This window comes from Mesorhizobium sp. M1365 (assembly GCF_040317865.1).
GTDB lineage: Bacteria > Pseudomonadota > Alphaproteobacteria > Rhizobiales > Rhizobiaceae > Mesorhizobium.
On the sequence record NZ_JAMYLG010000004.1, the window covers coordinates 238110 to 257300 of the forward strand.

Sequence of the window (19191 nt, forward strand, 5' to 3'; positions counted from 1 at the left end):
TGGCTAGCCGTCGGCAATCCAATCCGAGAGGCTTCGCGAAAAACTTCGCGGCACGATGAGTTCGCACGCGGTCTCGCCGGTGCGCAGGAAGAGCACGGGCACGTGATGGAAGGATGTTTGCACGGCGCGGCCCGGAGCGGCGGTCGGCGCGTGCCAGTTGACGGCAATGCAGCCGGACAGAAGCCTTGCGATACCAGGGCCGGCCATTTTCAAACGAACACGACCTTCCCCAAGGGGCACGGAACAGCCGAGATCTGGGTCGACGACAAGGGCTGGCGCTTCTGTGCCTTCGTCGAGAGCCAGCCAAAGGCGGCGAGGTGCAACGCGGATGGTCAAAAGGCCCTTGTGGCGAACCGTCTCTCCCACCGAAGCGGGAAGTTTCGTGTTGAGCGACGCCGAGACGCTCTTTTCGAATTGTCTCAGTGTCGCGTCCCAGCCCTCGATCTGGATAAGCGGACAATCCGCCACGGACAGACTGAAATCCCGAGAAGAGGTCAAGCTAGCCATGCAGCCGTTCTCCCTGCGGATCGATGAATACCGGCGAGACAACGCGGGCGCGAACCGTTTCGGCCTTCATCGGATAGACCGCCACGACCTCGCTTCCTTCTGCCGCGACATCACCGGCAAGCAGGGCCAATCCGACATAGCGGTCGAGTTCTGGGCTAAAGGTGATCGAGGTCACCCGGCCGCGGCCATGGCCCTCGATCTTGTGGTCGGGCAGGAACAGGATCGCCCCGCCGCGGAGGCGCTTGCCGTCTTCGGCGCATTCCAGTCCGACCAGCCGTTGGCGCTCAGGCGCCTGATAGGCCTGGCGGCGGCGCAGTACATCGCCGACGAAGCCGCTGCGCTTGCCGGCCATGCGGCCGAGGCCGAGATCGTCGAGCGTCGTGCGCCCATCGATCTCCGGTCCGGCGACATGGCCCTTTTCGACCCGCAGCGCGCCGAGCGCCTCGACACCGTAAGGCTTCAGGTCGAAGGGTCTGCCGGCTTCGAGCAAGCGGCTCCAGAGCTGTTCACCGGCAGCTGCGCCGACATAGACTTCGTAAGCGCGCTCGCCGGAATAACTGAGGCGCAGGATGCGGAGCCCACGGCCCTGCCACTCGCTTTCGAGTAGCCCCATATGCGGAAGCGCCGCGTCGGAAACGTCGAGACCAGGAAAAGCAACACCGAGGATTGCGCGGCTGTTAGGCCCGGCAACCGACATTGCCGCCCATTCATCGCTGACCGAGGTAACGGCCACGCGCAAATCCGGCCAGGCCGTGTCGAGTAGGAATTCGAGACGCGACAGCACATCGGCGGCCTTGGCGGTCGAAGTGGTCATGAAGAACCGGTTTTCCGCCAGCCGCGTCGTGGTGCCGTCGTCGAAGACGATGCCGTCGTCGCGCAGCATGACGCCGTAGCGGGCGCGGCCTATCGCCAGTTTGGCAAAGCCGTTGGCATAGACGCGGTCGAGGAAGATTGCCGCATCCGGGCCCTGGACATCGATCTTGCCGAGCGTGGAGATGTCCATCAGCCCCGCGGCCTGACGCACGGTACGCATTTCGGCAACATAGGCCTCGTTCACGTCGCGGCCCGACTGCCGGTAGAAATAGGGCCGCATCCAGAGCCCGACCTCGAGCATCTCGGCGCCATTCGCCATGTGCCAGTCGTGCATCGGCGTGCGGCGGATCGGCTTGAAATGATGGCCGACGGCGCGTCCGGCAAGCGCGCCGATCGCCACCGGCGTATAGGGCGGGCGGAAGGTCGTGGTGCCGGTCTCGGGAATCGTTGCGCCGCGCAGCGCTGCCATGGCGGCAAGTGCAGGAAAATTGCTGGTCTTGCCCTGATCGGTGCCCATGCCGAGCGTGGTGTAGCGCTTCAGATGCTCGACCGATTCATAGCCCTCACGATGGGCGAGCTCGATATCCCCGGTCGTCACGTCCATCTGGAAATCGACGAAGGCTTTTCCACGTCCGACCGAAGGGGCTTCGCGAAGTAGCGTCGTAGCGGTCTCGCCGAGATCGAGTTTCGATGGAGCGGGCACCGGCGCCGACTTGCCGCAGGAGGCTGCCGCTTCGATGCCGGCGCGATGGCCGTGCTCGACGGCAGCGGCGGTCGCATAAGCTCCTATAATTGCGCCGGCGCCGAACTGGCTGGCTGAAAAGACGCCCGGCACGAAGCCGTCAATGTCGTCGCGATAGACAGGTTTGACACCGAGGTGGGAGGTGAGATGCACGGTTGGCGACCAGCCGCCGGAGATGCAGACCAGGTCACAGGCGGCCGAGGATTGTCCCTCCGGTCCATTGAGCGTTACGCGCCTGACGGTATGGCCGCCGTGCAGGTCGACGATGCGCGTTGCGGCCCGCACCACCACGCCGAGCCGTGCGGCTTCCGCGGCAAGTGCTGCGGGCGGGACGGCGCGCAGATCGGCAACCGTCACCTCCGCGCCGCCTGCGGCGTAATCGAAGGCGGTGCGCCAGGCACCGTCATTGCTGGTGGCGACGATGATTTTCCTGCCCGGCAGGACGGCGAAACGGTTGAGGTAGGTCCGCGCGGCCGAGGCGAGCATGACGCCGGGCCGGTCGTTGTTCGAGAACACCATTGGTCGCTCGATGGCGCCGGTGGCGAAAACGATGGCGCGGGCGCGCAGCATGGTGACCGTTTGGCGTGTCTCGCCATTCGGCTGCGGATCGGTTGGATCGCGCTGTTCGACCAGTCCAAGCACATTGTCGTCATAGCTGCCGAAAGCGGTCGTCCGCTTCATCAACGCGACGGTTTCGAAGCCCTCCAACTCGGCCTCGGCCTGCCTCAGCCATGCGGCCGCTGCGCTGTCGGACGGTTCCGCCAGAAGCTGGCCGCCAAGCAGGAAATCCTGCTCGATCAGCGCGACCCGCGCCCCGGCCGCGGCGGCCGCCCGCGCCGCCGACAATCCCGCCGGGCCGCCGCCGACGATGGCGACATCGGCGAAGGCATGATGAACCTCGTAGCGGTCGGGATCGGGGCCGGTGCCGGCTTTGCCCAGGCCGGCCGCCTTGCGGATGAAATGTTCGTAGAACATCCAGGCGCGGCGCGTCGGGCCCATGAAGGTCTTGTAGTAGAAGCCGGCGGACAGAAACGGCGCGAAAAGGCCGTTGACGCTTTGCACGTCTAAGGCAAGCGACGGCCAGCGGTTCTGACTCTCCACGACCATGCCGTCGGCGAGTTCCAGCGTCGTCGCCGGCAGGTTCGGCTCGCGCCTGCCGGCGCTCCCGAGCGTAACCAGCGCATTCGGCTCTTCGGGCCCGGCGGAAAAAACGCCGCGCGGGCGATGATATTTGAAGCTGCGCCCGACCAGAGTGACGCCATTGGCGAGCAGCGCGGAGGCGAGCGTGTCGCCGCGATACCCAATCAGCTTGCGGCCATCGAAGGTGAAATCTACCGGCACCTCGCGACTGATGCGGCCACCCGCTGGCAGGCGTTTGCGGTTCGAACTCATGCCGGTTGTTTCCTGACAGTCGATTTCCTGGCGAAGTCGACGGATGCGATCGCGTGGTTGCGGGTGTCGCGTTCGACCACCAGCCATTGCCGGCAGCCGGTCACGTGCTGCCAGAATTCACGGTGCGGGCCGGCCGGGTTTGTCCTGATATAGACGTAGCGGTACCAGGCCTCCGGATCGGCGTCGTCATGGGCCGGACGCGTGACCGAGGCATCGCCGCCATAGCGGAACTCGTCATGGTCGCGCGGGCCGCAGCAGGGGCATTCGATGCGCAGCATTTTGTCCCGCCTCCTATTGCAGCCAGGCGGAAGGGCCGACACCGGCCTCATCGAGCGTGTGGCCGGTGCGGAAACGATCGAGTCCGTAGGCCGCGATCAGGGGATGCGGCTTGCCGGTGGCGATCGTGTGGGCGAAGCACCAGCCGGAAGCCGGCGTCGCCTTGAAGCCGCCATAGCACCAGCCGCCATTGAGATAGAGGCCGTCGATCGGCGTCGGGCAGATGATCGGGCTGGCATCGGGAGTCATGTCCATGACGCCGCCCCAGTGGCGCAGCAGACGGACGCGCGAAATGCACGGCATCAAAGCAATCGCCGCCTCCGCCACCTCGCGCACGACGCCGAGATTGCCGCGCTGGGCGTATGAATTGTAGCCGTCGAGATTGCCGCCGAAGACCAGTCCGCCCTTGTCGGACTGGCTGACGTAGAAATGGTCGGCGCCGTAAGCGACGACGTGATCTACCAGCGGCTTCAGCGGTTCGGTGACAAAGGCTTGCAGGACGTGGCTTTCGATCGGCAGGTCAAGGCCGGCCTTGGCACCGAGCACGGATGTATGACCGGCAACAGCGAGGCCGACCTTGCCGGCGCCGATCCGGCCTTTCGTCGTTTCGACGCCGACGATACTGTCGCGGTCGCGGAGGAAGCCTGTCATTTCGCAGTTCTGGATTATGTCGACGCCATGGCTGTCGGCGGCGCGCGCATAGCCCCAGGCGACGGCGTCGTGGCGCGCCGTGCCCGCCCGGCCCTGGAAGATGGCACCATGGATCGGAAAGCGGGCGGTGTCGGAAAAATCGAGATAGGGCACGAGACGGCGCACCTCGTCGCGGTCGAGGATATCGGCATCAATGCCATTCAGCCGCATGACATTGGCGCGGTGGCTGAAGCCGTCGAGCTGATCGGCCGAATGCGCCGTGACGAGCTGGCCGCGCTGCGAGAACATGACGTTGAAGTTCAGCGCCCGCGACATGCCCTCCCAGAGCTTCATCGAGAATTCGTAGAACTGGGTGTTGCCGTCGAGCAGGTAGTTGGAGCGGATGACGGTGGTGTTGCGGCCGACATTGCCGCCGCCGACATAGCCCTTTTCGAGTACGGCGACGTTACGGATGCCGTGGTTCTCGGCGAGGTAAAAGGCGGTGGCGAGGCCGTGTCCGCCGCCGCCGATGACGATCACATCATAGGACGGTTTTGGCTCCGCCGCACGCCAGGCGCGCTGCCAATTCTTCTGGCCGGCGAGCGCGTTGCGGAAAATCGAGAGTGCCGAGTAGCGCGCCATGCGTGCGGGCCTATCGAACGATCGGGCCGGCCGGCGTGCGGGTGAGCACTTCGGCGCCCGCGTCGGTCAAAAGCACCGTGTTGGAGACGAAGTCATTGCCGCGACCCGTTCCCATCAGCCATGACAGGATGTGGAAGCTCATCCCCGTTTCGATCTCGAGGTCGGAATCGTGTCGCAAGCCGGTCACCGAATTGCCGCCGGTCCATGACGGCGGCTGGCCGGCGCCGACAAGGTAGCCGCAGTGATGGCGGCGATAGTGGGAAAGGCCGGCCTCGTCGGCGACGGCCTGCCAGGCGGCGTAAACATCGCGCGCCTTGGCGCCCGGCCGCAGCGCCTCGACGACCGCGTTGAAGGCCTTGGCGGTCACCTCCGCCATTGCGGCGTCTTCATCGCTGATGTGGCCGATGCGAACGAGCCGGCCGAGCGGGGCATGGTAGCGCGAGATGCACCCGGACAGTTCGACAAAGACCGGCTCGCCCTTGCGGTAGATTCCGTCGCCCCAGGTCGTGTGCTCTTCACCCAGGCGCGCGGCCGGGCGGATGAACGGTCCGAAGCCCGGCGCATGACCGCCGGCGCGGATCATTGCCGCAACACATTGGGCGGCGACCTCCTGTTCGGAAGCGCCATCGGAGATCGCGGCGATCGCGGCACCGGCGGCGGCGTCCGTCACCTTTGCGGCACGCCGCATCAGCGCCTGTTCTTCGGTGCTCTTCACCCGCCGCATCTTGTCGATCAGACCGGAGACATCGCTCCACGTTGCATCGGCTTGCGTCTGGAGCGCCACGGCAAGTCCATGGCTAAGGCCGGCCGTCCAGTATTCGAGACCGATCCGCTTGCCGGACAGGCCGAGCTCCGCAAGCACCCGCGCGGTAAGGTCGGCCGCCGTTTCGCTGTCGGAGTGGCCACGGAATTCCGCTGCCTTCACCTGCTTCTCGATCGTCACCTTCTCCATCGAGCGGGTGACCAGAACAGGTTTTCCCCGGAGCGGAACGACCAGCAGGTGAGGGGCAAAATACCCCCAGTGATCGAGCCCGGTGAGATAGAAGACGTTCTCCGGCGAGGCGAAGACCGCCGCGTCGAGCTCGCGCTCGGCCAGTGCAATACGGACCTTGGCAAGGCGTCCGGCGATTTCGGCTTCGGAAAACGGATTGCGGTCCATCGGGTGTCCTCGTGCTTGTTGCCGGCTTGCTGGCGCGCATGGTCTTTTCGGCAGCCGGTTTCCTGGCCGCCATGTCAGTCGATGACGATGAGTTCGCGCGCCACGTCGCAGAGGCGTTCGCCGCCGCGTTCCGTGACGACGAACGATTCCGAGATGGCGATGCCGAAATCGTCGAGCCAGACGCCGGCCATGAAATGGAAGCACATCCCGGACTGCATCTCGGTAGTATCGCCGGGACGAAGGCTTGCGGTGCGTTCACCCCAATCGGGCGGGTAGGCGAGCCCGACCGGATAGCCGACCCGGCTTTCCTTCTTCAGCCCGTTCCGTCGCAGGACTGCCTGCCAGGCGGCTTCCACCTGTTCGGCGGTGTAGCCGGGGCGCGCCTTCTCGAGGCCGGCGTCGACACCCTCGACGATTGCCTTGGCCATGTCGAGGATGGCTAGCGGCGGCTTGCCGAAATGTATGGTCCGCGTCAGCGCCGCGTGATAGCGGCGCCTCACGCCGGCAATCTCCAGAATGGCGGGGCCGCTGTCCGGCAGCGGCGCGTCGGACCACGTCAGATGCGGCGTGCTGGTGCCCTCGCCAACGGGCATAAGCGGACAGATCGCGGCATAGTCGCCGCCCGCTCCGGGCACCCCCGTGATCTGCGCGTGATAGATTTCCGCAATGACATGGTTCTGAGGCACACCGGGCCGCATTTTCCCGATGGCGCGGTTCATGGCATGCGTGCAGATCGCACCCGCCTCGCGGATCAGCACCAGCTCGGCTTCGGATTTGACCAGCCGCGCCCAGTTAACGAGATCGTGGTTGTTGGCGAAATGCGCGTCGGGCAGCCCCTCGACAAGGTGGGCGTGGCAGCGCGCAGTGTAATAATGCGCGTCCATCTCGACGCCGATACGGGCCTTTCCCCAGCCGCGCGACCGGATCAGTTGGGCGAGTTCGTCATAAGGGTGTTCGACCGGCTGCTGCACCAGCCGTTCCGAGAACGGCACGATGTTTGTCTCGGGCAGGCCGGTGGTCAGGCGTGCGCTCTTGGCATCCTGCGCCCTGCCGAACCAGATCGGCCGGTCCTCCTCCAGATGGACGAGCACGCACTGCGGAACGTAGAACGACCATCCGTCATAGCCGGTCAGCCAGCACATGTTGGCTGGATCCTGACAGACGATGAGATCGAAGCCGGCTTGTTGCATGCGTGTCTTCACGCCGGCGAGGCGCTGCCCATACTCCGCTTGCGTGAATGTCCCGAAGCCCTTCGCGGTCGCCACCGAAATCCTGCCTTCCAGGTACGCCGCTTGCTCTTTGATAAAATATGGGCAAGCAGGCCCAAATTGTGCACAACTCGACGTCAATTTGTTGGCGAACTACGAATTATCGCCGAATTTCCATGGTTTCTATATCTCTGCTTGCGAAATGTCTAGGGCAGTTGTATACGTCTGATCAAGCAGGCGTCGACCTCGAAGAAGGCCGCGCCCTGGGAACCATCTACAGTTGTCCAATGGGAGAAAAGCATGTTCAATTCATCGATATCGCGCCGCATGGTCGTGAAAGCGGCTGCCTGCATCGCGCTCGCCGCGACGTCATTGACCTCGCTGTCCGCTCACGCGGAAACCACCCTCGAACGGGCCAAGAAGGACGGCTACATCCGCGTCGGTTTCGCCAACGAGGCGCCGTTCGGTTACGCCACGCCAGACGGCAAGCTGACCGGCGAGGCGCCGGAAGTCGCCAAGGCGGTACTCGCCAAGATGGGCATACCGCAGGTCGACGGTGTTTTGACCGAATTCGGCTCGCTCATTCCAGGTCTCAAGGCCGGCCGCTTCGACATCATCGCCGCCGGCATGTTCATCACCCCGAAGCGCTGCGCCGAGATCAACTACTCCGAGCCGTCCTACGGCATCGGCGAGGCTATGCTGGTGGCAAAAGGCAATCCGAAAGGCATCAAGGATTTTTCCAGCATCAAGGATAATCCGGATCTCAAGCTTGCCGTGATGGCCGGCGCCGTCGAAGGCGGCTTCGCCAAAGAAGCGGGCGTTGCCGATGGGCAGATCGTCTCCTTGCCCGACCAGTCCAGCCTGGTCGCCGCCGTCCAGTCGGGCCGCGCCGATGCTGCCGCGCTTACCGCCCTTTCGATCGCCGACATGGCCAAGAAGGCCGACGGTGTCGAATCGACCAAGCCCTTCGGCGAGGTCGCCGGCAAGTCGGTGAAAGGCCATGGCGGCTTCGGCTTCCGCAAGGAAGACACCGACCTGCAGCAGGCTTTCAACGCCGAGCTGAAGAAGTTCATCGGTTCGCCGGAGCATATCGCGCTGGTCGAGCCACTCGGCTTCGGCAAGGATTATCTGCCCAACAAGACCACCGCAGAGCTCTGCGCTGGCAAATAGGTTCCCAACTGCTGGCGGCGCGAAAGCGCCGCCCTTTTTTCCCGGGGGAATCGCATGGGAATCCGTACGCTCATTGCCATGCTGGTCATCGCGCTGGTCGTGATCGGCGCGTTGGCAACGCAGGACAGCTATAGAGTGTTCATGCCGGGCCTGCTGCAAGGCGCGGTCCTGACGGTCGAGATCGCCGTCCTCGGCAGCCTGCTGGCAATTATCATGGGCGTGCTTGCAGCACTTGCAAGGATGTACGGCCCGACGCCGCTCAGATGGCTGGCCACGGTTTACGTCGAGATCTTCCGCGGAACGTCGGCGCTGGTGCAATTGTTCTGGCTGTTTTTCGTGCTCCCGCAATTCGGCGTCACGATCAACGCATTCGTGGTGGCAGTGCTGGCGCTTGGCCTGAATGTCGGCGCCTACGGATCGGAGTGCGTGCGCGGCGCGATCCAGTCCGTCGCCCGCGGGCAGTGGGAAGCGTGTACGGCATTGAACATGAGCCGCCCACAGATGTTGCGCCGGATCATCCTGCCGCAGGCCTTTGTCGCGATGATCCCGCCCTGGGGTAATCTGTTCATCGAGCTTCTGAAATCGACGGCGCTGGTTTCGCTGATCACGCTTTCGGACCTCGCCTTCAAGGCGCAGCAAATGAACCAGAACACGTTCAAGACCATTCCGATCTTCACCCTCGTCCTTTTGATGTACCTGGCAATGTCGCTGGTTGTGACCATCGGCATGCGGCTTCTCGAAAGGCGAGCGTCGCTCGGACTGGCGCGGGGGAAGGCGGCATGATCTGGGATTGGGGATTTGCCCTGGAAATCCTGCCGGTGCTTGCCCGCGCCGCCGTCATTTCCATCGAAGCGACGCTGATCGGCTTTGCGCTTGCCGCCTCGCTCGGCCTGGTGCTGGCCGTTGTCCGCATCGCCGTGCCATGGACCAGCTGGACGATTTCGGTGCTGGTCGAGCTGATCCGCTCGACCCCGCTGCTCATCCAGATATTCTTTCTCTATTTCGTCTTTCCGAAATTCGGTGTCGTGCTCGACGCTTTCACCGCCGGGGTGCTGGCCATCGGCATCCACTACGCCGCCTATTGCTCCGAGGTCTATCGCGCCGGTTTCGACAACATCCATCGCGGCCAGTGGGAAGCTTCGATCGCGCTCAATCTCTCGTCCTGGACGACGTTCCGCGACATCATCATTCCGCAGGCGATCCCGCCGATCGTTCCGGCGCTCGGCAATTATCTGGTAGCCTTGTTCAAGGAAACGCCGTTGCTTTCCGCAATCGCCGTGATGGAACTGATGCAGACCGCAAAGATCATCGGCTCCGAAACGTTCCGCTACACCGAGCCGATCACGCTGGTCGGCCTGTTTTTCCTTGCCATGAGCCTGGTTTCGGCGGCGCTCATCCGCTCCCTCGAAGGGCTGCTCAACCGGAGGACCACGCGATGACTGAACAACCGATGGTCCGCTTCGACAATGTATCGAAACGCTACGGCACCTTAACCGTTCTCGACGGGCTCAATCTCGAAATAGCGCGCGGCGAAAAAGTCTCCGTCATCGGTCCGTCGGGTTCGGGCAAGACGACGGTGCTGCGCATGCTGATGACGCTGGAGACGATCAATGACGGCGTCATCTGGGTCGAAGGCGAGCCGCTGACCCATATGGAGAGGAACGGCAAGCTTGTTCCCGCCGATCTCGCCCACATCCGCAAGATCCGCGCCAAGATCGGCATGGTGTTCCAGTCGTTCAACCTGTTTCCGCATATGACGGCGATGCAGAACTGCATCGAGGCGCCGATAACGGTGCTCGGCATGAAGCGGGCGGACGCCGAGGCACGAGCGGCCGAGCTGCTGGAGCTGGTCGGTCTGGCCCAGAAGAAGGACCACTATCCGTCACAGCTTTCCGGCGGCCAGCAGCAGCGCGTCGCCATCGCCAGGGCGCTGGCAATGCGGCCCAAGATCATGCTGTTCGACGAGGTGACGTCGGCGCTCGACCCGGAGCTTGTCGGCGAAGTGCTGCAGGTGATAAGGCAAATCGGGCGCGAGCATGATCTCACCATGCTGATGGTCACCCATCAGATGGGCTTCGCCAAGGAGTTTTCCGACCGCGTTTGTTTCTTCTATCAAGGCAAGATCTGCGAGCAGGGACCGCCAAGCGAACTGTTTGGTGCTCCCAAGAACGAGCGGACACGGCAATTCCTGCACGCTGTCCTGGAGGCTGGGTGACGATCGAGACAGAGGCCAAGCCGCCTACGACGGTGACCGCGGCGCCGCCGCGCCCGCTCTCCGCGCGGGAGCGGTTCGAGCGCATCTACCGGATATTGCGCGACCGCATCTGCCTGCTCGATTATGCGCCGGGAAGCCACCTGTCCGAGGAAGAACTTGCCCAGGAATTCCAGATCAGCCGCACGCCGGTCCGGCGCGTCCTGGCGCGCCTTGAATCCGAGGGTCTGGTTCAATCCGTCCACGGCGTCGGCACGATCGTCACCGACGTCGAGATCGAGGAATTGCAGCAGGTCTATCATCTGCGCCTGGAACTGGCGCTCCTCGTCGGCAAGCTTTCGCCGATTCCGCGTACGGCGGACGATCTTGACCGGATACGGGCGCTCATCGCGCGCTGCGATGCCGATATACTCAATCCCGACCAGCGCGCTTTCCTGCGCCTCAACATGGATTTTTTCTACGAGCTCACGGCGATGACCGGCAACCAGCCACTGCGCGAGATCAGCGAGCGCCTGTATTTTCAGGTCGCGCGCGTCGTCCTGAAGCTGATGCCGCAATTGGGCCTTGTCGAGGAATTCACCGCATTCCGCCGCGAAATGGAAGACGTCCTTGCCGCCGCCGAAATCGGCGACTGGGAGTCCATCGGGCACATAAGGCGGGCGCATATCTCAATGAGCTTCCGCCGCATGATGCGCCATGCAGGCGTGGCGAATCTGGATAGAGCTACATAATCAGCCCCCGTAAGATTGTGCTGGTGGACTGCCGTCGAACTGGCTTCGTTTGCCAGGGAAAGCAGGCCGCCCGCCCCGATCCCGATAGAATTTTGCCAGCACTGGGAATGACCGGAACGGCCCGATCCTACAGGGCCATACCTGCCCTCAGAGAGCGTCCTCATTCGGTATGTTGGCGGGGTTCCAGACGACCTCCCACAGGTGTCCGTTCGGATCGCGGAAGTATCCGGCATATCCGCCAAAGAACGTGTCCCGGGCAGGCTTGATGATCTCGGCTCCGGCGCGAGCGGCCTCATCCATCACTTGATCGACTTCTTCGCGGCGCACAACGTTGTGTCCGACTGTGAACGAGGTCGAGCTGATCGGCGCCTTGGGCAGGCCAGTGTCGTAGGCGAGGTCGTCCTGCGCCCAGATCGCGAGCTTCAACCCGCCGGACAGCGTGAAGAACGCGACGGCGCCATGCTCGAACTCGCGGCCGATGATCCCTTCCGTTGGCAAGCCGAGACCGTCGCGGTAGAACGCCAGAGAACTCTCGAGGTTGGCGACAGCGATAGTCAAAACCGAAATGCGCGGTTTCATGGCGATCTCCTCTGGTTGTCGGAGACACCAGGATAAAGTCGGGCGACAGTGAAGACTTGAACAAAACGGCCAATGAAGAGCGCGACGAGGTTTCACCCGTTCTGCAGCAGGTGATGAATCTGTCGCGGGGTGCTTCCTGTCAGGCGTCGGCTCTCGCGGACAAGATGCGCCTGATCGGAATAGCCCGCCTCGGCTGCCAGGATGGCCGTAGCGCTGTTTGATTGGCTCGAAAGCCGCAGAAAGCGCTGGTAGCGGAGGATACGGTCAAGCGTTTTGGGGCCATAGCCGAAGCTCTCGTCGAAGCGCCGGCGCAACGTTCTTTCGCTCATCTCGAGTGCGCGCATCAACCAAGGGACGAGCGGCGCGTCGGGTGGCGGCCCGCGCTCGATCAAGCGATATGCCGCCTGCATGGGAGCGTCTGGCGCGCGGGAGGCCGCCTCCTCAGCGACGACCTGTTCGAGCGAACAGGCCAGATCTTCGAGATTGTCGCCAGCGCGCACGCGGCTGGCGAGGCGCCGGGCTCGCGCTCCCCATAAATCGTCGAGCGACAGCCTCTTGCCGACCAGTTCGATTTGCGGCACGCCGAGCCATGCCGCCGCCGTGGCAGGATGGAAGCGCAAGCCGATCACGAGCTCGTCTGCCGCCAGGACCTCGGTCTGCGGCTCCTTGTCGGGGCCGGCAATTCGGAAGCTGCCTCCGATCCATTGCAGGTCGATCGTTGCATCGGGCATGACGACGATTGGCGGTGCGCCCGCCGGGTCCATTCGATGCGCCCACACCGAAGCAAAGCTTCCGCGAAGCCGCGCCGACGCTGGACGTTGCTGAAATGAACCCGTTGCCTGCGCTGGGACGGGATCGCTCATCTCGCTCCTCTTCGGATTACCGGCGGTGAACCTACGACGCAGTGGCAGCGCCCGCCGTCGCTCGAGGCAATAATCTGCACGACCGACAACGTCTGCCAATCGAGAACGGTTGCAAGAATCGGTTGTTTTCTTCCGGCCGGAAGGAAGAGGGCAGGTGAATAATCATGTCAGATGCATCGCCTCGGCGGCGCCGTGTGAAGCCATACGTCGATGGCCGTTTTGTTCAATCCGGCAGGCGAGATGCGTGCTTATCTTTCGCCGTCGTACATCACACGAGAGGTATGCATCATGAGCAACAACAACGATCAACGGATCGACTACGTCGAATTCAACGTGAAAGACATTCAGCGGTCACGCGACTTCTACGGAAAGGCCTTCGGCTGGACCTTCACTGACTACGGCACGCAATATTGCGAGTTCAACGACGGGCGCTTGTCAGGTGGCTTCGCCGCTGGCCCAGCGAGGTCCGGCGGAGGCCCGCTCGTCATTCTCTATGCCGATGATTTGCCGGCAACGGTCAAGCCGGTCGAGGAAGCGGGAGGCACGATCGTCAGGCCGATTTATGAGTTCCCCGGCGGCCGGCGCTTTCATTTCGCGGATCCGGATGGTTACGAGCTAGCGGTTTACACCGAGGACGGCAGCAAGGAATGATCGCGTTCCTCCACCACCTTGGATTGGTTTTGCTCGGCGGCGTCTTTATCTGGGCGGGCGCCGAGCATTTCCTCAGGTTCCGGGCAGTTACAGCGTCCCTGGCCGAGCGGGGCTTTCCTGCTCCCAGGCCTCTTCTCGCGGCCGGATCGGTGCTGGAGATCGCAGGCGGCTTTTGCCTAGCAGCGGGCCTTGGTGGACCCTTTCCCGCCGCGACCTTGGCCGTATTCACCATTGCGGCGTCGTTCATGGCGCTCAACTTCTGGCGCTACAGCGGCGATGAACGCGAAGCGCTTCGTACCGGCTTCACCATCAATGTCGCCGTCTTGGGCGGGTTGATTGTCGCCGCGACCACTAGCCTGTGATCATCGTTTCGAGGCGGCGGGCCACTGGACCTCGACAGAGCCATTCCACGACGCTGCGCTGCTTGGGCATTTCGTTGATGGCTTCCGCAAGGCCGATCTTCCGGCGTGACCTCCTAAACGGCCAGCTTTGAACGCGGCGCTCTGTACAAAGCCTGCGTCAGGATCGCGACGATGAATCCCATCCCCTGCGATCCTCCTCTAAGGTCCGGCGCCTTGGCTGTCACGGGTCGCCTTAGGCGCTCACGAATGCCCATGGGGCAATGTGGATGAAGGCAGCGCACCTTGTAAGCATGCAAGTTCACATTTTAGCGGCGTGAGCAGGCGGCCTGTGAAAATCCATGTTCTGATGTCGTTGCCTCCTCGGCACCGTTCCTGCGACCTATTCCTCAAAGCGACCCGTGGCGTCACGATCGCGCTCGTACCGTCTGGTGAGCGGAAACGGCGGCAACCAGGACTCGCGTCGGATGATCCAGCTTTCGTAGGTTGGCATCAGCTGGTCAGGCGCATCCAGGGACCCCAGGTTTACTTCGATTTCGTCTGCGGTGCGTCCGAAAACGGAGGAGCCGCAGCGGGGACAGAAAAACCGCCCGGCGTAGTCGCGTGTTTCGCCGTCGATCGTCACCGCATCCTCAGGAAAAATCGCGGAAGCGTGAAAAAGGGCGCCATGATGCTTGCGGCAGTCGAGACAGTGACAAAGGCCGACCCGGTATGGGCGCCCTGACGCGACAATTCGGACGTTGCCGCACAGGCAACCGCCGGTGAATCGGTCCATGCTGCGTCTCCTCCAATATCAAGCGGCCGGAATGGTTACAACGACCGGCACTGTTGTTGCAATCGCCGCGCCGCGGGCGGGGACGCGTCGTTCTTCCGTGGCGATGACATTGCAGCCGCCTCTCTATGCCTTGCGCGAGCTTGCCGCCGAAAATAGGCTTTGGTTTGTCATACGGAACGAAACGGCGCGTTCCATTGAGCCGCCAACTCGGCGGCCGAGGCGATCTTGACGCCGCAGTCGGCGAGTATGCGTGCGACGGTCGCTACCAGTTCGGCGTTGGACGAGGCTATGCTGCCGTCCGGAAGGAAAAGATTGTTTTCGAAGCCGACCCGGACATGGCCGCCAAGCAACGCGGCGGCGGTCACGCACGCCGCTTCGTTGCGGCCGAAGGCGCAGACGCTCCAATGGTCGAAGCGCGGCATGTTCGCCGCGAGGAATGGCAGGAGATCGGCAGGAACGGACGCCTGTCCCGGCGTGTATCGGCCCAGCACGTAGAGAACTGGTATGCTTGCCCAGGGGATCAGTCCGCGCTGCTGCATGTCCGAAAGCCTGACCGCCTCCTCGGGCGAATAGAGGATGATCTGCGGCGCAACCCCCTCGGTGTGCAGCCAGGCCATGAAGCGCACACAGGCGAGTTCCGATCCGGCATCAGGAACGATTTCGCGAAGCGCCAGCGAGACAGCTTGCGGCTTCACATCTTGTACGACGGCCATCTGTTGGGCCGGCGAATAGATACCGAGCGCTTCGGAGGTGATCTGAATTATCAAGCGGTCGCCGGCAGCACCGCGGATGGCGGCGATCGTCTGGCGGTAGGCGTCGGGGTCGAGCAGATGATTGCCGCTTCTGTCGCGGACATGGACGTGGATCATAGCCGCACCGGCATCGGCGCATTCCGCGGCCGTCCTCGCAAGTTCGGCTGGTGTCAGTGGAATCGCCGGATGGTCGGCCTTGCTGCGACGTCCCCCATTCGGGGCGACGGCTATGGCGATGCGGTCGAGACCAGTGGCCGGCTTCATGGGGATGTTCTGTGCGTGACAAGATTCATATGAATCAATCTTTGATCACACTGAAACAGACGTTGCAATCGTTGGTCTGGCGAGCTAGCAATATCCATGGACCAGGGAGAGCTTGCTGGACAGATCGTCACTGCCTTCGACGGCATGTCGGCGCAGCTTCGGTCCGCTGCACGCTATGTCCTTGATAAGCCGTATGATGTCGCGCTGTTGTCCATGCGCGAGCAGGCTCGGCACGCAGGAGTGCAGCCGGCGACGATGACGCGGCTGGCCCAGCATCTCGGCCTTGATGGCTACGAGGCGGTACGCGATATCTACGCCGCCGCGATCCGGGACGGCGAAATCGGTTTCGCTGGCAAGGCGGGCCTTCAGGTGGCCAGCCAAAAGCTCAAGGGCGACCACGCGCTGGCGGCCGACATTCTGGATTCGATTTCCAGCCAGCTCTCCCATCTGGCCGAAAGCAGGTCGATCGACCGTCTGGTCGACACGGCCAGGGCGCTGAGTGCGGCAAGGCGCGTCTATTGCCTCGGCCTGCGCTCGAGCCATGCGGTGGCCTGGCATCTGCATTACATCCTGTCGCTGATCGGCGAGAAGTCGGTGCTGCTGCACGGCATCGGCGGAACTGATGGCGACGCTCTGACCCATGCGACCAAGGACGACGTGCTGATCGCCGCCAGCGTCCTGCCCTACACGCGCTTCACCATCGAGCTTGTCGAGTACGCTGCCGGCCGCGGCGTACCGGTCATTGCGATCACCGACAGCGGGGTAGCGCCCTTGGCGCTGCTTGCCGATCACCTAGTCGTCGTGCCGACCGGCAGCCCGTCCTTTTTCCACACCATGACGCCAGCTTTCATCGTTGCTGAGATCCTCGGTGCTCTTGTCGCAGGACAGGCAGGCGAGGGCGCCGTTGAGTCGCTGCGACGTTTCGATGAGCAGGGCGCCGCTCTCAAGACCCATCTGAACCAACGTCCGCCGAAGAAAATGCCCGTGAGGGACCGTCGATGACACACATTCTTCATCGAACCATCCACTCGACGCTGCCGGTCGCCGCTCGCGGCCAAGGCATCGAACTGTTCGATGCCGAGGGCAAGTCCTATATCGATGCGTCGGGCGGCGCCGCCGTGTCCTGTCTCGGCCACGGCCATCCCGACGTGATCGCTGCACTGCACACCCAGCTTGACCGCATCGCCTACGCCCACACCAGCTTCTTCACCACCGAGGTGGCGGAGCGCTTGGCGGATCGGCTGGTCGAGGACGCGCCGAAAGGCTTGGACCACGTCTATCTGGTCAGCGGCGGCTCGGAGGCGGTCGAGGCCGCGCTCAAGATGGCCAGGCAATATTTTGTCGAGAAAGGCGAGCCGCAACGGCGCCATCTCATCGCACGCCGGCAGAGCTATCACGGCAATACGCTCGGCGCTCTCGCCACCGGCGGCAACGAATGGCGGCGCGCCCAGTTCAGGCCGTTGCTGATCGAGACCCACCATATCGACCCCTGTTACGCCTATCGCTATCAAAAGCATGGCGAAAGCGACGAAGCCTATGCGGCGCGCGCCGCCCAGCAGCTCGAAGACAAGATCCTCGAACTCGGCCCGGACGAGGTCATCGCCTTTGTCGCCGAGCCGGTGGTGGGTGCGACGCTCGGCGCAGTGCCGCCGGTCGCGGATTACTTCAAGCACATTCGCGCGATTTGCGACCGCTACGGCGTGCTGCTCATTCTCGACGAGGTGATGTGCGGCATGGGCCGTACCGGCACGCTGCATGCGTGCGAACAGGACGGCATCGCCCCCGACCTGCTGACCATCGCCAAGGGACTCGGCGGTGGCTACCAGCCGATTGGCGCGGTGCTGCTCGGCCGGCATATCTTCGATGCCTTTGCCCAAGGCTCGGGCTTCTTCCAGCATGGGCATACCTATATGGGCCATCCAATGGCAGCGGCGGCCGGCCTTGCTGTGCAGGAGGTCATCCGGCGTGACGGTCTACTCGACAACGTCAGCGCAATGGGCGCGCAGCTGGACGAACGCCTGCACCAACGCTTCGATAACCACCATCACGTCGGCGACATTCGCGGGCGGGGTCTGTTCAGGGGAATCGAGCTGGTGGTTGATCGCGCCAGCAAGGAGCCGTTCGATCAGAGGCTTGAACTCAACGCCCGCATCAAGCGCGAAGCAATGGCCCGCGGCCTGATGATTTATCCGATGGCCGGGACGATTGACGGTGTGCGGGGCGTTCATGTGCTTGTGGCGCCGCCTTTCATCATTTCCAAACAGGATATCGATCGGATCGTCGAACGGCTCGGTGAGGCAATCGACGCTGCGATTGCTTCAGCGGCCTGACCCGCACGACGCGGACCGCCTCAAACCAGTTCCAACGCGTCATCGGCGATGGGCCGGGACACCCACCAGAGAGGTAGCAACCGTGTACAGTTCGATGAAAACCCTGATCGGCGCGGCGGCCTGCATGCTGCTGGCGCTGCCATCCGTCGCTGCCGAGCAGCGCTTCGTCACGGTCGGCACCGGCGGGGTCACCGGCGTCTACTATGCCGTCGGCGGCGCCATTTGCCGACTGATGAACAAGGACCGGAAGAAAACCGGCATCCGATGCTCGACGGAGTCGACCGGCGGTTCGGTCTTCAACGTCAACTCCATCCAGACCGGCGACCTCGATTTCGGCTTGACCCAATCAGACGTCCAGTACCAGGCCTATGAGGGGACCGGAAATTTCGACGGCAAGCCGTTCAAGGATCTGCGGGCCGTGTTCTCTGTCCATCCCGAGCCGTTTACCGTGCTGGCGCGGCCAGACGCCGGCGTCACCAAATTCGAGGACTTCAAAGGCAAACGCTTCAACGTCGGCAATCCCGGGTCAGGCACCCGCTCGTCCATGGAGGAGTTGCTCAAGCAGATGGGCTGGACGCTCGGCGATTTCTCGCTTGCCGCGGAGCTGAAGGCGGACGAGCAGGGCAGCGCTCTGTGCGACAACAAGATCGACGGTTTCTTCTACGGCGTTGGCCATCCTTCCGCCGCGATCCAGGATCCGACCACGGCCTGTGGCGCCAAACTCATCGCGCTGACCGGTCCGGCAGTGGACGCGCTGTTGGCAGCTCATCCGTACTATTCAGTCGCCACCATCAAGGGCGGCATGTACGCCAACAATCCGGACGACGTGACGACATTCGGCGTCCGCGCGACAGTGGTGACGAATGCCAGCACGCCCGATGAGGTGGTCTACGAACTGGTGAAGTCGGTCTTCGAAAATCTCGACGACTTCAAGAAACTGCATCCGGCTTTCGCCAATCTCGATCCCAAGGAGATGATCAAGACCGGTCTGTCGGCGCCAATGCATCCGGGCGCGGAGCGCTATTACAAGGAAAAGGGCTGGCTCTGAGGCCTTCGATGCGAGGCGCCACGGCCGCTCTCGCATCGCAAATAATTGTGGGGAACGATGACAGATCAAAGCCAGCGAGCGGCAGGGC

At 63.3% G+C, this 19191-nt stretch carries 20 protein-coding genes; 10 read left to right on the forward strand and 10 right to left on the reverse strand.

Annotated features, from left to right (window positions below; all coding sequences use genetic code 11):
- Positions 1–3 precede the first annotated feature (3 nt).
- The 6 genes from NKH04_RS07250 to NKH04_RS07275 form a co-directional block, all read right to left on the reverse strand.
- Entirely contained in the window at positions 4–507 is a 504-nt protein-coding gene (locus NKH04_RS07250; protein ID WP_352470573.1) for a sarcosine oxidase subunit gamma, read from the reverse strand.
- Positions 500–3454, reverse strand: a complete 2955-nt coding sequence (locus NKH04_RS07255) for a sarcosine oxidase subunit alpha family protein (protein ID WP_353044154.1) — start codon at positions 3452–3454, stop codon at positions 500–502. The genes NKH04_RS07250 and NKH04_RS07255 overlap by 8 nt, the downstream gene beginning before the upstream one ends.
- Positions 3451–3732, reverse strand: coding sequence for a sarcosine oxidase subunit delta (locus NKH04_RS07260; RefSeq protein ID WP_353021041.1), 282 nt, complete (start codon positions 3730–3732; stop codon positions 3451–3453). Before NKH04_RS07260 ends, NKH04_RS07255 begins: the two co-directional genes overlap by 4 nt.
- 13 nt (positions 3733–3745) lie before the next feature.
- A complete protein-coding gene (locus NKH04_RS07265; RefSeq protein WP_353044155.1) occupies positions 3746–5002 on the reverse strand; it encodes a sarcosine oxidase subunit beta family protein in 1257 nt (418 codons plus the stop codon).
- Between the two features lie 10 nt (positions 5003–5012).
- Positions 5013–6161, reverse strand: coding sequence for a M24 family metallopeptidase (locus NKH04_RS07270; RefSeq protein WP_353016002.1), 1149 nt, complete (start codon positions 6159–6161; stop codon positions 5013–5015).
- 74 nt (positions 6162–6235) lie between these two features.
- A complete protein-coding gene (locus NKH04_RS07275) occupies positions 6236–7426 on the reverse strand; it encodes a M24 family metallopeptidase (RefSeq protein WP_352819844.1) in 1191 nt (396 codons plus the stop codon).
- 243 nt (positions 7427–7669) lie between these two features.
- On the opposite strand from NKH04_RS07275, the gene ehuB reads away from it, so the two are divergent.
- From ehuB to NKH04_RS07300, 5 genes are read left to right on the forward strand one after another with little or no spacing between them, the layout of a single operon-like run.
- Positions 7670–8539 carry an ectoine/hydroxyectoine ABC transporter substrate-binding protein EhuB gene (gene ehuB, locus NKH04_RS07280; RefSeq protein WP_352470567.1) on the forward strand — a complete coding sequence of 290 codons (870 nt, stop codon included), beginning with the start codon at positions 7670–7672 and terminating at the stop codon, positions 8537–8539.
- A 54-nt stretch (positions 8540–8593) separates the two neighbouring features.
- Positions 8594–9322, forward strand: a complete 729-nt coding sequence (gene ehuC / locus NKH04_RS07285; protein ID WP_352612531.1) for an ectoine/hydroxyectoine ABC transporter permease subunit EhuC — start codon at positions 8594–8596, stop codon at positions 9320–9322.
- Complete coding sequence (gene ehuD / locus NKH04_RS07290) at positions 9319–9978, forward strand: ectoine/hydroxyectoine ABC transporter permease subunit EhuD (protein ID WP_023674259.1); 660 nt, start codon at positions 9319–9321, stop codon at positions 9976–9978. The genes ehuC and ehuD overlap by 4 nt, the downstream gene beginning before the upstream one ends.
- Entirely contained in the window at positions 9975–10754 is a 780-nt protein-coding gene (gene ehuA, locus NKH04_RS07295; protein WP_023717024.1) for an ectoine/hydroxyectoine ABC transporter ATP-binding protein EhuA, read from the forward strand. Before ehuD ends, ehuA begins: the two co-directional genes overlap by 4 nt.
- On the forward strand, positions 10751–11482 hold the full coding sequence (locus NKH04_RS07300; protein ID WP_353021035.1) for a GntR family transcriptional regulator: 732 nt from the start codon (positions 10751–10753) through the stop codon (positions 11480–11482). The genes ehuA and NKH04_RS07300 overlap by 4 nt, the downstream gene beginning before the upstream one ends.
- Positions 11483–11629: 147 nt before the next feature.
- Here the strand turns inward: NKH04_RS07300 and NKH04_RS07305 are convergent, their stop codons facing one another.
- Together NKH04_RS07305 and NKH04_RS07310 are read right to left on the reverse strand one after the other, a co-directional pair.
- Complete coding sequence (locus tag NKH04_RS07305; RefSeq protein WP_352470564.1) at positions 11630–12061, reverse strand: VOC family protein; 432 nt, start codon at positions 12059–12061, stop codon at positions 11630–11632.
- A gap of 92 nt (positions 12062–12153) precedes the next feature.
- Entirely contained in the window at positions 12154–12825 is a 672-nt protein-coding gene (locus NKH04_RS07310) for an AraC family transcriptional regulator (protein WP_353044156.1), read from the reverse strand.
- A 384-nt stretch (positions 12826–13209) separates the two neighbouring features.
- Here NKH04_RS07310 and NKH04_RS07315 point away from each other — a divergent pair, with 384 nt between their 5' ends.
- Both NKH04_RS07315 and NKH04_RS07320 read left to right on the forward strand, forming a co-directional pair.
- Positions 13210–13575 (forward strand): VOC family protein, encoded by a 366-nt coding sequence (locus NKH04_RS07315; RefSeq protein WP_353044183.1) that lies wholly within the window; start codon positions 13210–13212, stop codon positions 13573–13575.
- Positions 13572–13937 (forward strand): DoxX family protein, encoded by a 366-nt coding sequence (locus NKH04_RS07320; RefSeq protein ID WP_352470562.1) that lies wholly within the window; start codon positions 13572–13574, stop codon positions 13935–13937. The genes NKH04_RS07315 and NKH04_RS07320 overlap by 4 nt, the downstream gene beginning before the upstream one ends.
- A 379-nt stretch (positions 13938–14316) precedes the next feature.
- On the opposite strand, the gene NKH04_RS07325 is transcribed toward NKH04_RS07320, so the two are convergent.
- Both NKH04_RS07325 and NKH04_RS07330 read right to left on the reverse strand, forming a co-directional pair.
- Positions 14317–14709, reverse strand: coding sequence for a GFA family protein (locus NKH04_RS07325; protein ID WP_352452141.1), 393 nt, complete (start codon positions 14707–14709; stop codon positions 14317–14319).
- Between the two features lie 167 nt (positions 14710–14876).
- A complete protein-coding gene (locus NKH04_RS07330) occupies positions 14877–15725 on the reverse strand; it encodes a beta-keto acid cleavage family enzyme (protein WP_353021030.1) in 849 nt (282 codons plus the stop codon).
- A gap of 96 nt (positions 15726–15821) precedes the next feature.
- Here NKH04_RS07330 and NKH04_RS07335 point away from each other — a divergent pair, with 96 nt between their 5' ends.
- The 3 genes from NKH04_RS07335 to NKH04_RS07345 all read left to right on the forward strand — a co-directional run bounded on the left by NKH04_RS07335 (position 15822) and on the right by NKH04_RS07345 (position 19103).
- Positions 15822–16727: a MurR/RpiR family transcriptional regulator gene (locus NKH04_RS07335; protein WP_353021027.1), complete on the forward strand. Its 906-nt coding sequence runs from the start codon at positions 15822–15824 to the stop codon at positions 16725–16727.
- Positions 16724–18055: an aspartate aminotransferase family protein gene (locus NKH04_RS07340; RefSeq protein ID WP_353021024.1), complete on the forward strand. Its 1332-nt coding sequence runs from the start codon at positions 16724–16726 to the stop codon at positions 18053–18055. The genes NKH04_RS07335 and NKH04_RS07340 overlap by 4 nt, the downstream gene beginning before the upstream one ends.
- A gap of 94 nt (positions 18056–18149) precedes the next feature.
- The gene (locus NKH04_RS07345) at positions 18150–19103 is read left to right on the forward strand and encodes a TAXI family TRAP transporter solute-binding subunit (RefSeq protein WP_353044157.1); all 954 of its coding nucleotides are present in this window, start codon (positions 18150–18152) and stop codon (positions 19101–19103) included.
- The last annotated feature ends 88 nt before the right edge of the window (positions 19104–19191 follow it).

What these genes read in the sequence shown, in the direction of transcription:
- NKH04_RS07340 (WP_353021024.1), top strand. Translation starts at nt 16,724, where the DNA reads ATGACACACATTCTTCATCGAACCATCCACTCGACGCTGCCGGTCGCC.
- ehuC (WP_352612531.1), top strand. Translation starts at nt 8,594, where the DNA reads ATGGGAATCCGTACGCTCATTGCCATGCTGGTCATCGCGCTGGTCGTG.
- NKH04_RS07325 (WP_352452141.1), bottom strand. Translation starts at nt 14,709, where the DNA reads ATGGACCGATTCACCGGCGGTTGCCTGTGCGGCAACGTCCGAATTGTC.
- NKH04_RS07320 (WP_352470562.1), top strand. Translation starts at nt 13,572, where the DNA reads ATGATCGCGTTCCTCCACCACCTTGGATTGGTTTTGCTCGGCGGCGTC.
- NKH04_RS07330 (WP_353021030.1), bottom strand. Translation starts at nt 15,725, where the DNA reads ATGAAGCCGGCCACTGGTCTCGACCGCATCGCCATAGCCGTCGCCCCG.
- ehuB (WP_352470567.1), top strand. Translation starts at nt 7,670, where the DNA reads ATGTTCAATTCATCGATATCGCGCCGCATGGTCGTGAAAGCGGCTGCC.
- NKH04_RS07305 (WP_352470564.1), bottom strand. Translation starts at nt 12,061, where the DNA reads ATGAAACCGCGCATTTCGGTTTTGACTATCGCTGTCGCCAACCTCGAG.
- NKH04_RS07255 (WP_353044154.1), bottom strand. Translation starts at nt 3,454, where the DNA reads ATGAGTTCGAACCGCAAACGCCTGCCAGCGGGTGGCCGCATCAGTCGC.
- NKH04_RS07335 (WP_353021027.1), top strand. Translation starts at nt 15,822, where the DNA reads ATGGACCAGGGAGAGCTTGCTGGACAGATCGTCACTGCCTTCGACGGC.
- NKH04_RS07310 (WP_353044156.1), bottom strand. Translation starts at nt 12,825, where the DNA reads ATGGACCCGGCGGGCGCACCGCCAATCGTCGTCATGCCCGATGCAACG.
- NKH04_RS07260 (WP_353021041.1), bottom strand. Translation starts at nt 3,732, where the DNA reads ATGCTGCGCATCGAATGCCCCTGCTGCGGCCCGCGCGACCATGACGAG.
- NKH04_RS07265 (WP_353044155.1), bottom strand. Translation starts at nt 5,002, where the DNA reads ATGGCGCGCTACTCGGCACTCTCGATTTTCCGCAACGCGCTCGCCGGC.
- ehuA (WP_023717024.1), top strand. Translation starts at nt 9,975, where the DNA reads ATGACTGAACAACCGATGGTCCGCTTCGACAATGTATCGAAACGCTAC.
- NKH04_RS07345 (WP_353044157.1), top strand. Translation starts at nt 18,150, where the DNA reads ATGAAAACCCTGATCGGCGCGGCGGCCTGCATGCTGCTGGCGCTGCCA.
- NKH04_RS07270 (WP_353016002.1), bottom strand. Translation starts at nt 6,161, where the DNA reads ATGGACCGCAATCCGTTTTCCGAAGCCGAAATCGCCGGACGCCTTGCC.
- NKH04_RS07250 (WP_352470573.1), bottom strand. Translation starts at nt 507, where the DNA reads ATGGCTAGCTTGACCTCTTCTCGGGATTTCAGTCTGTCCGTGGCGGAT.
- ehuD (WP_023674259.1), top strand. Translation starts at nt 9,319, where the DNA reads ATGATCTGGGATTGGGGATTTGCCCTGGAAATCCTGCCGGTGCTTGCC.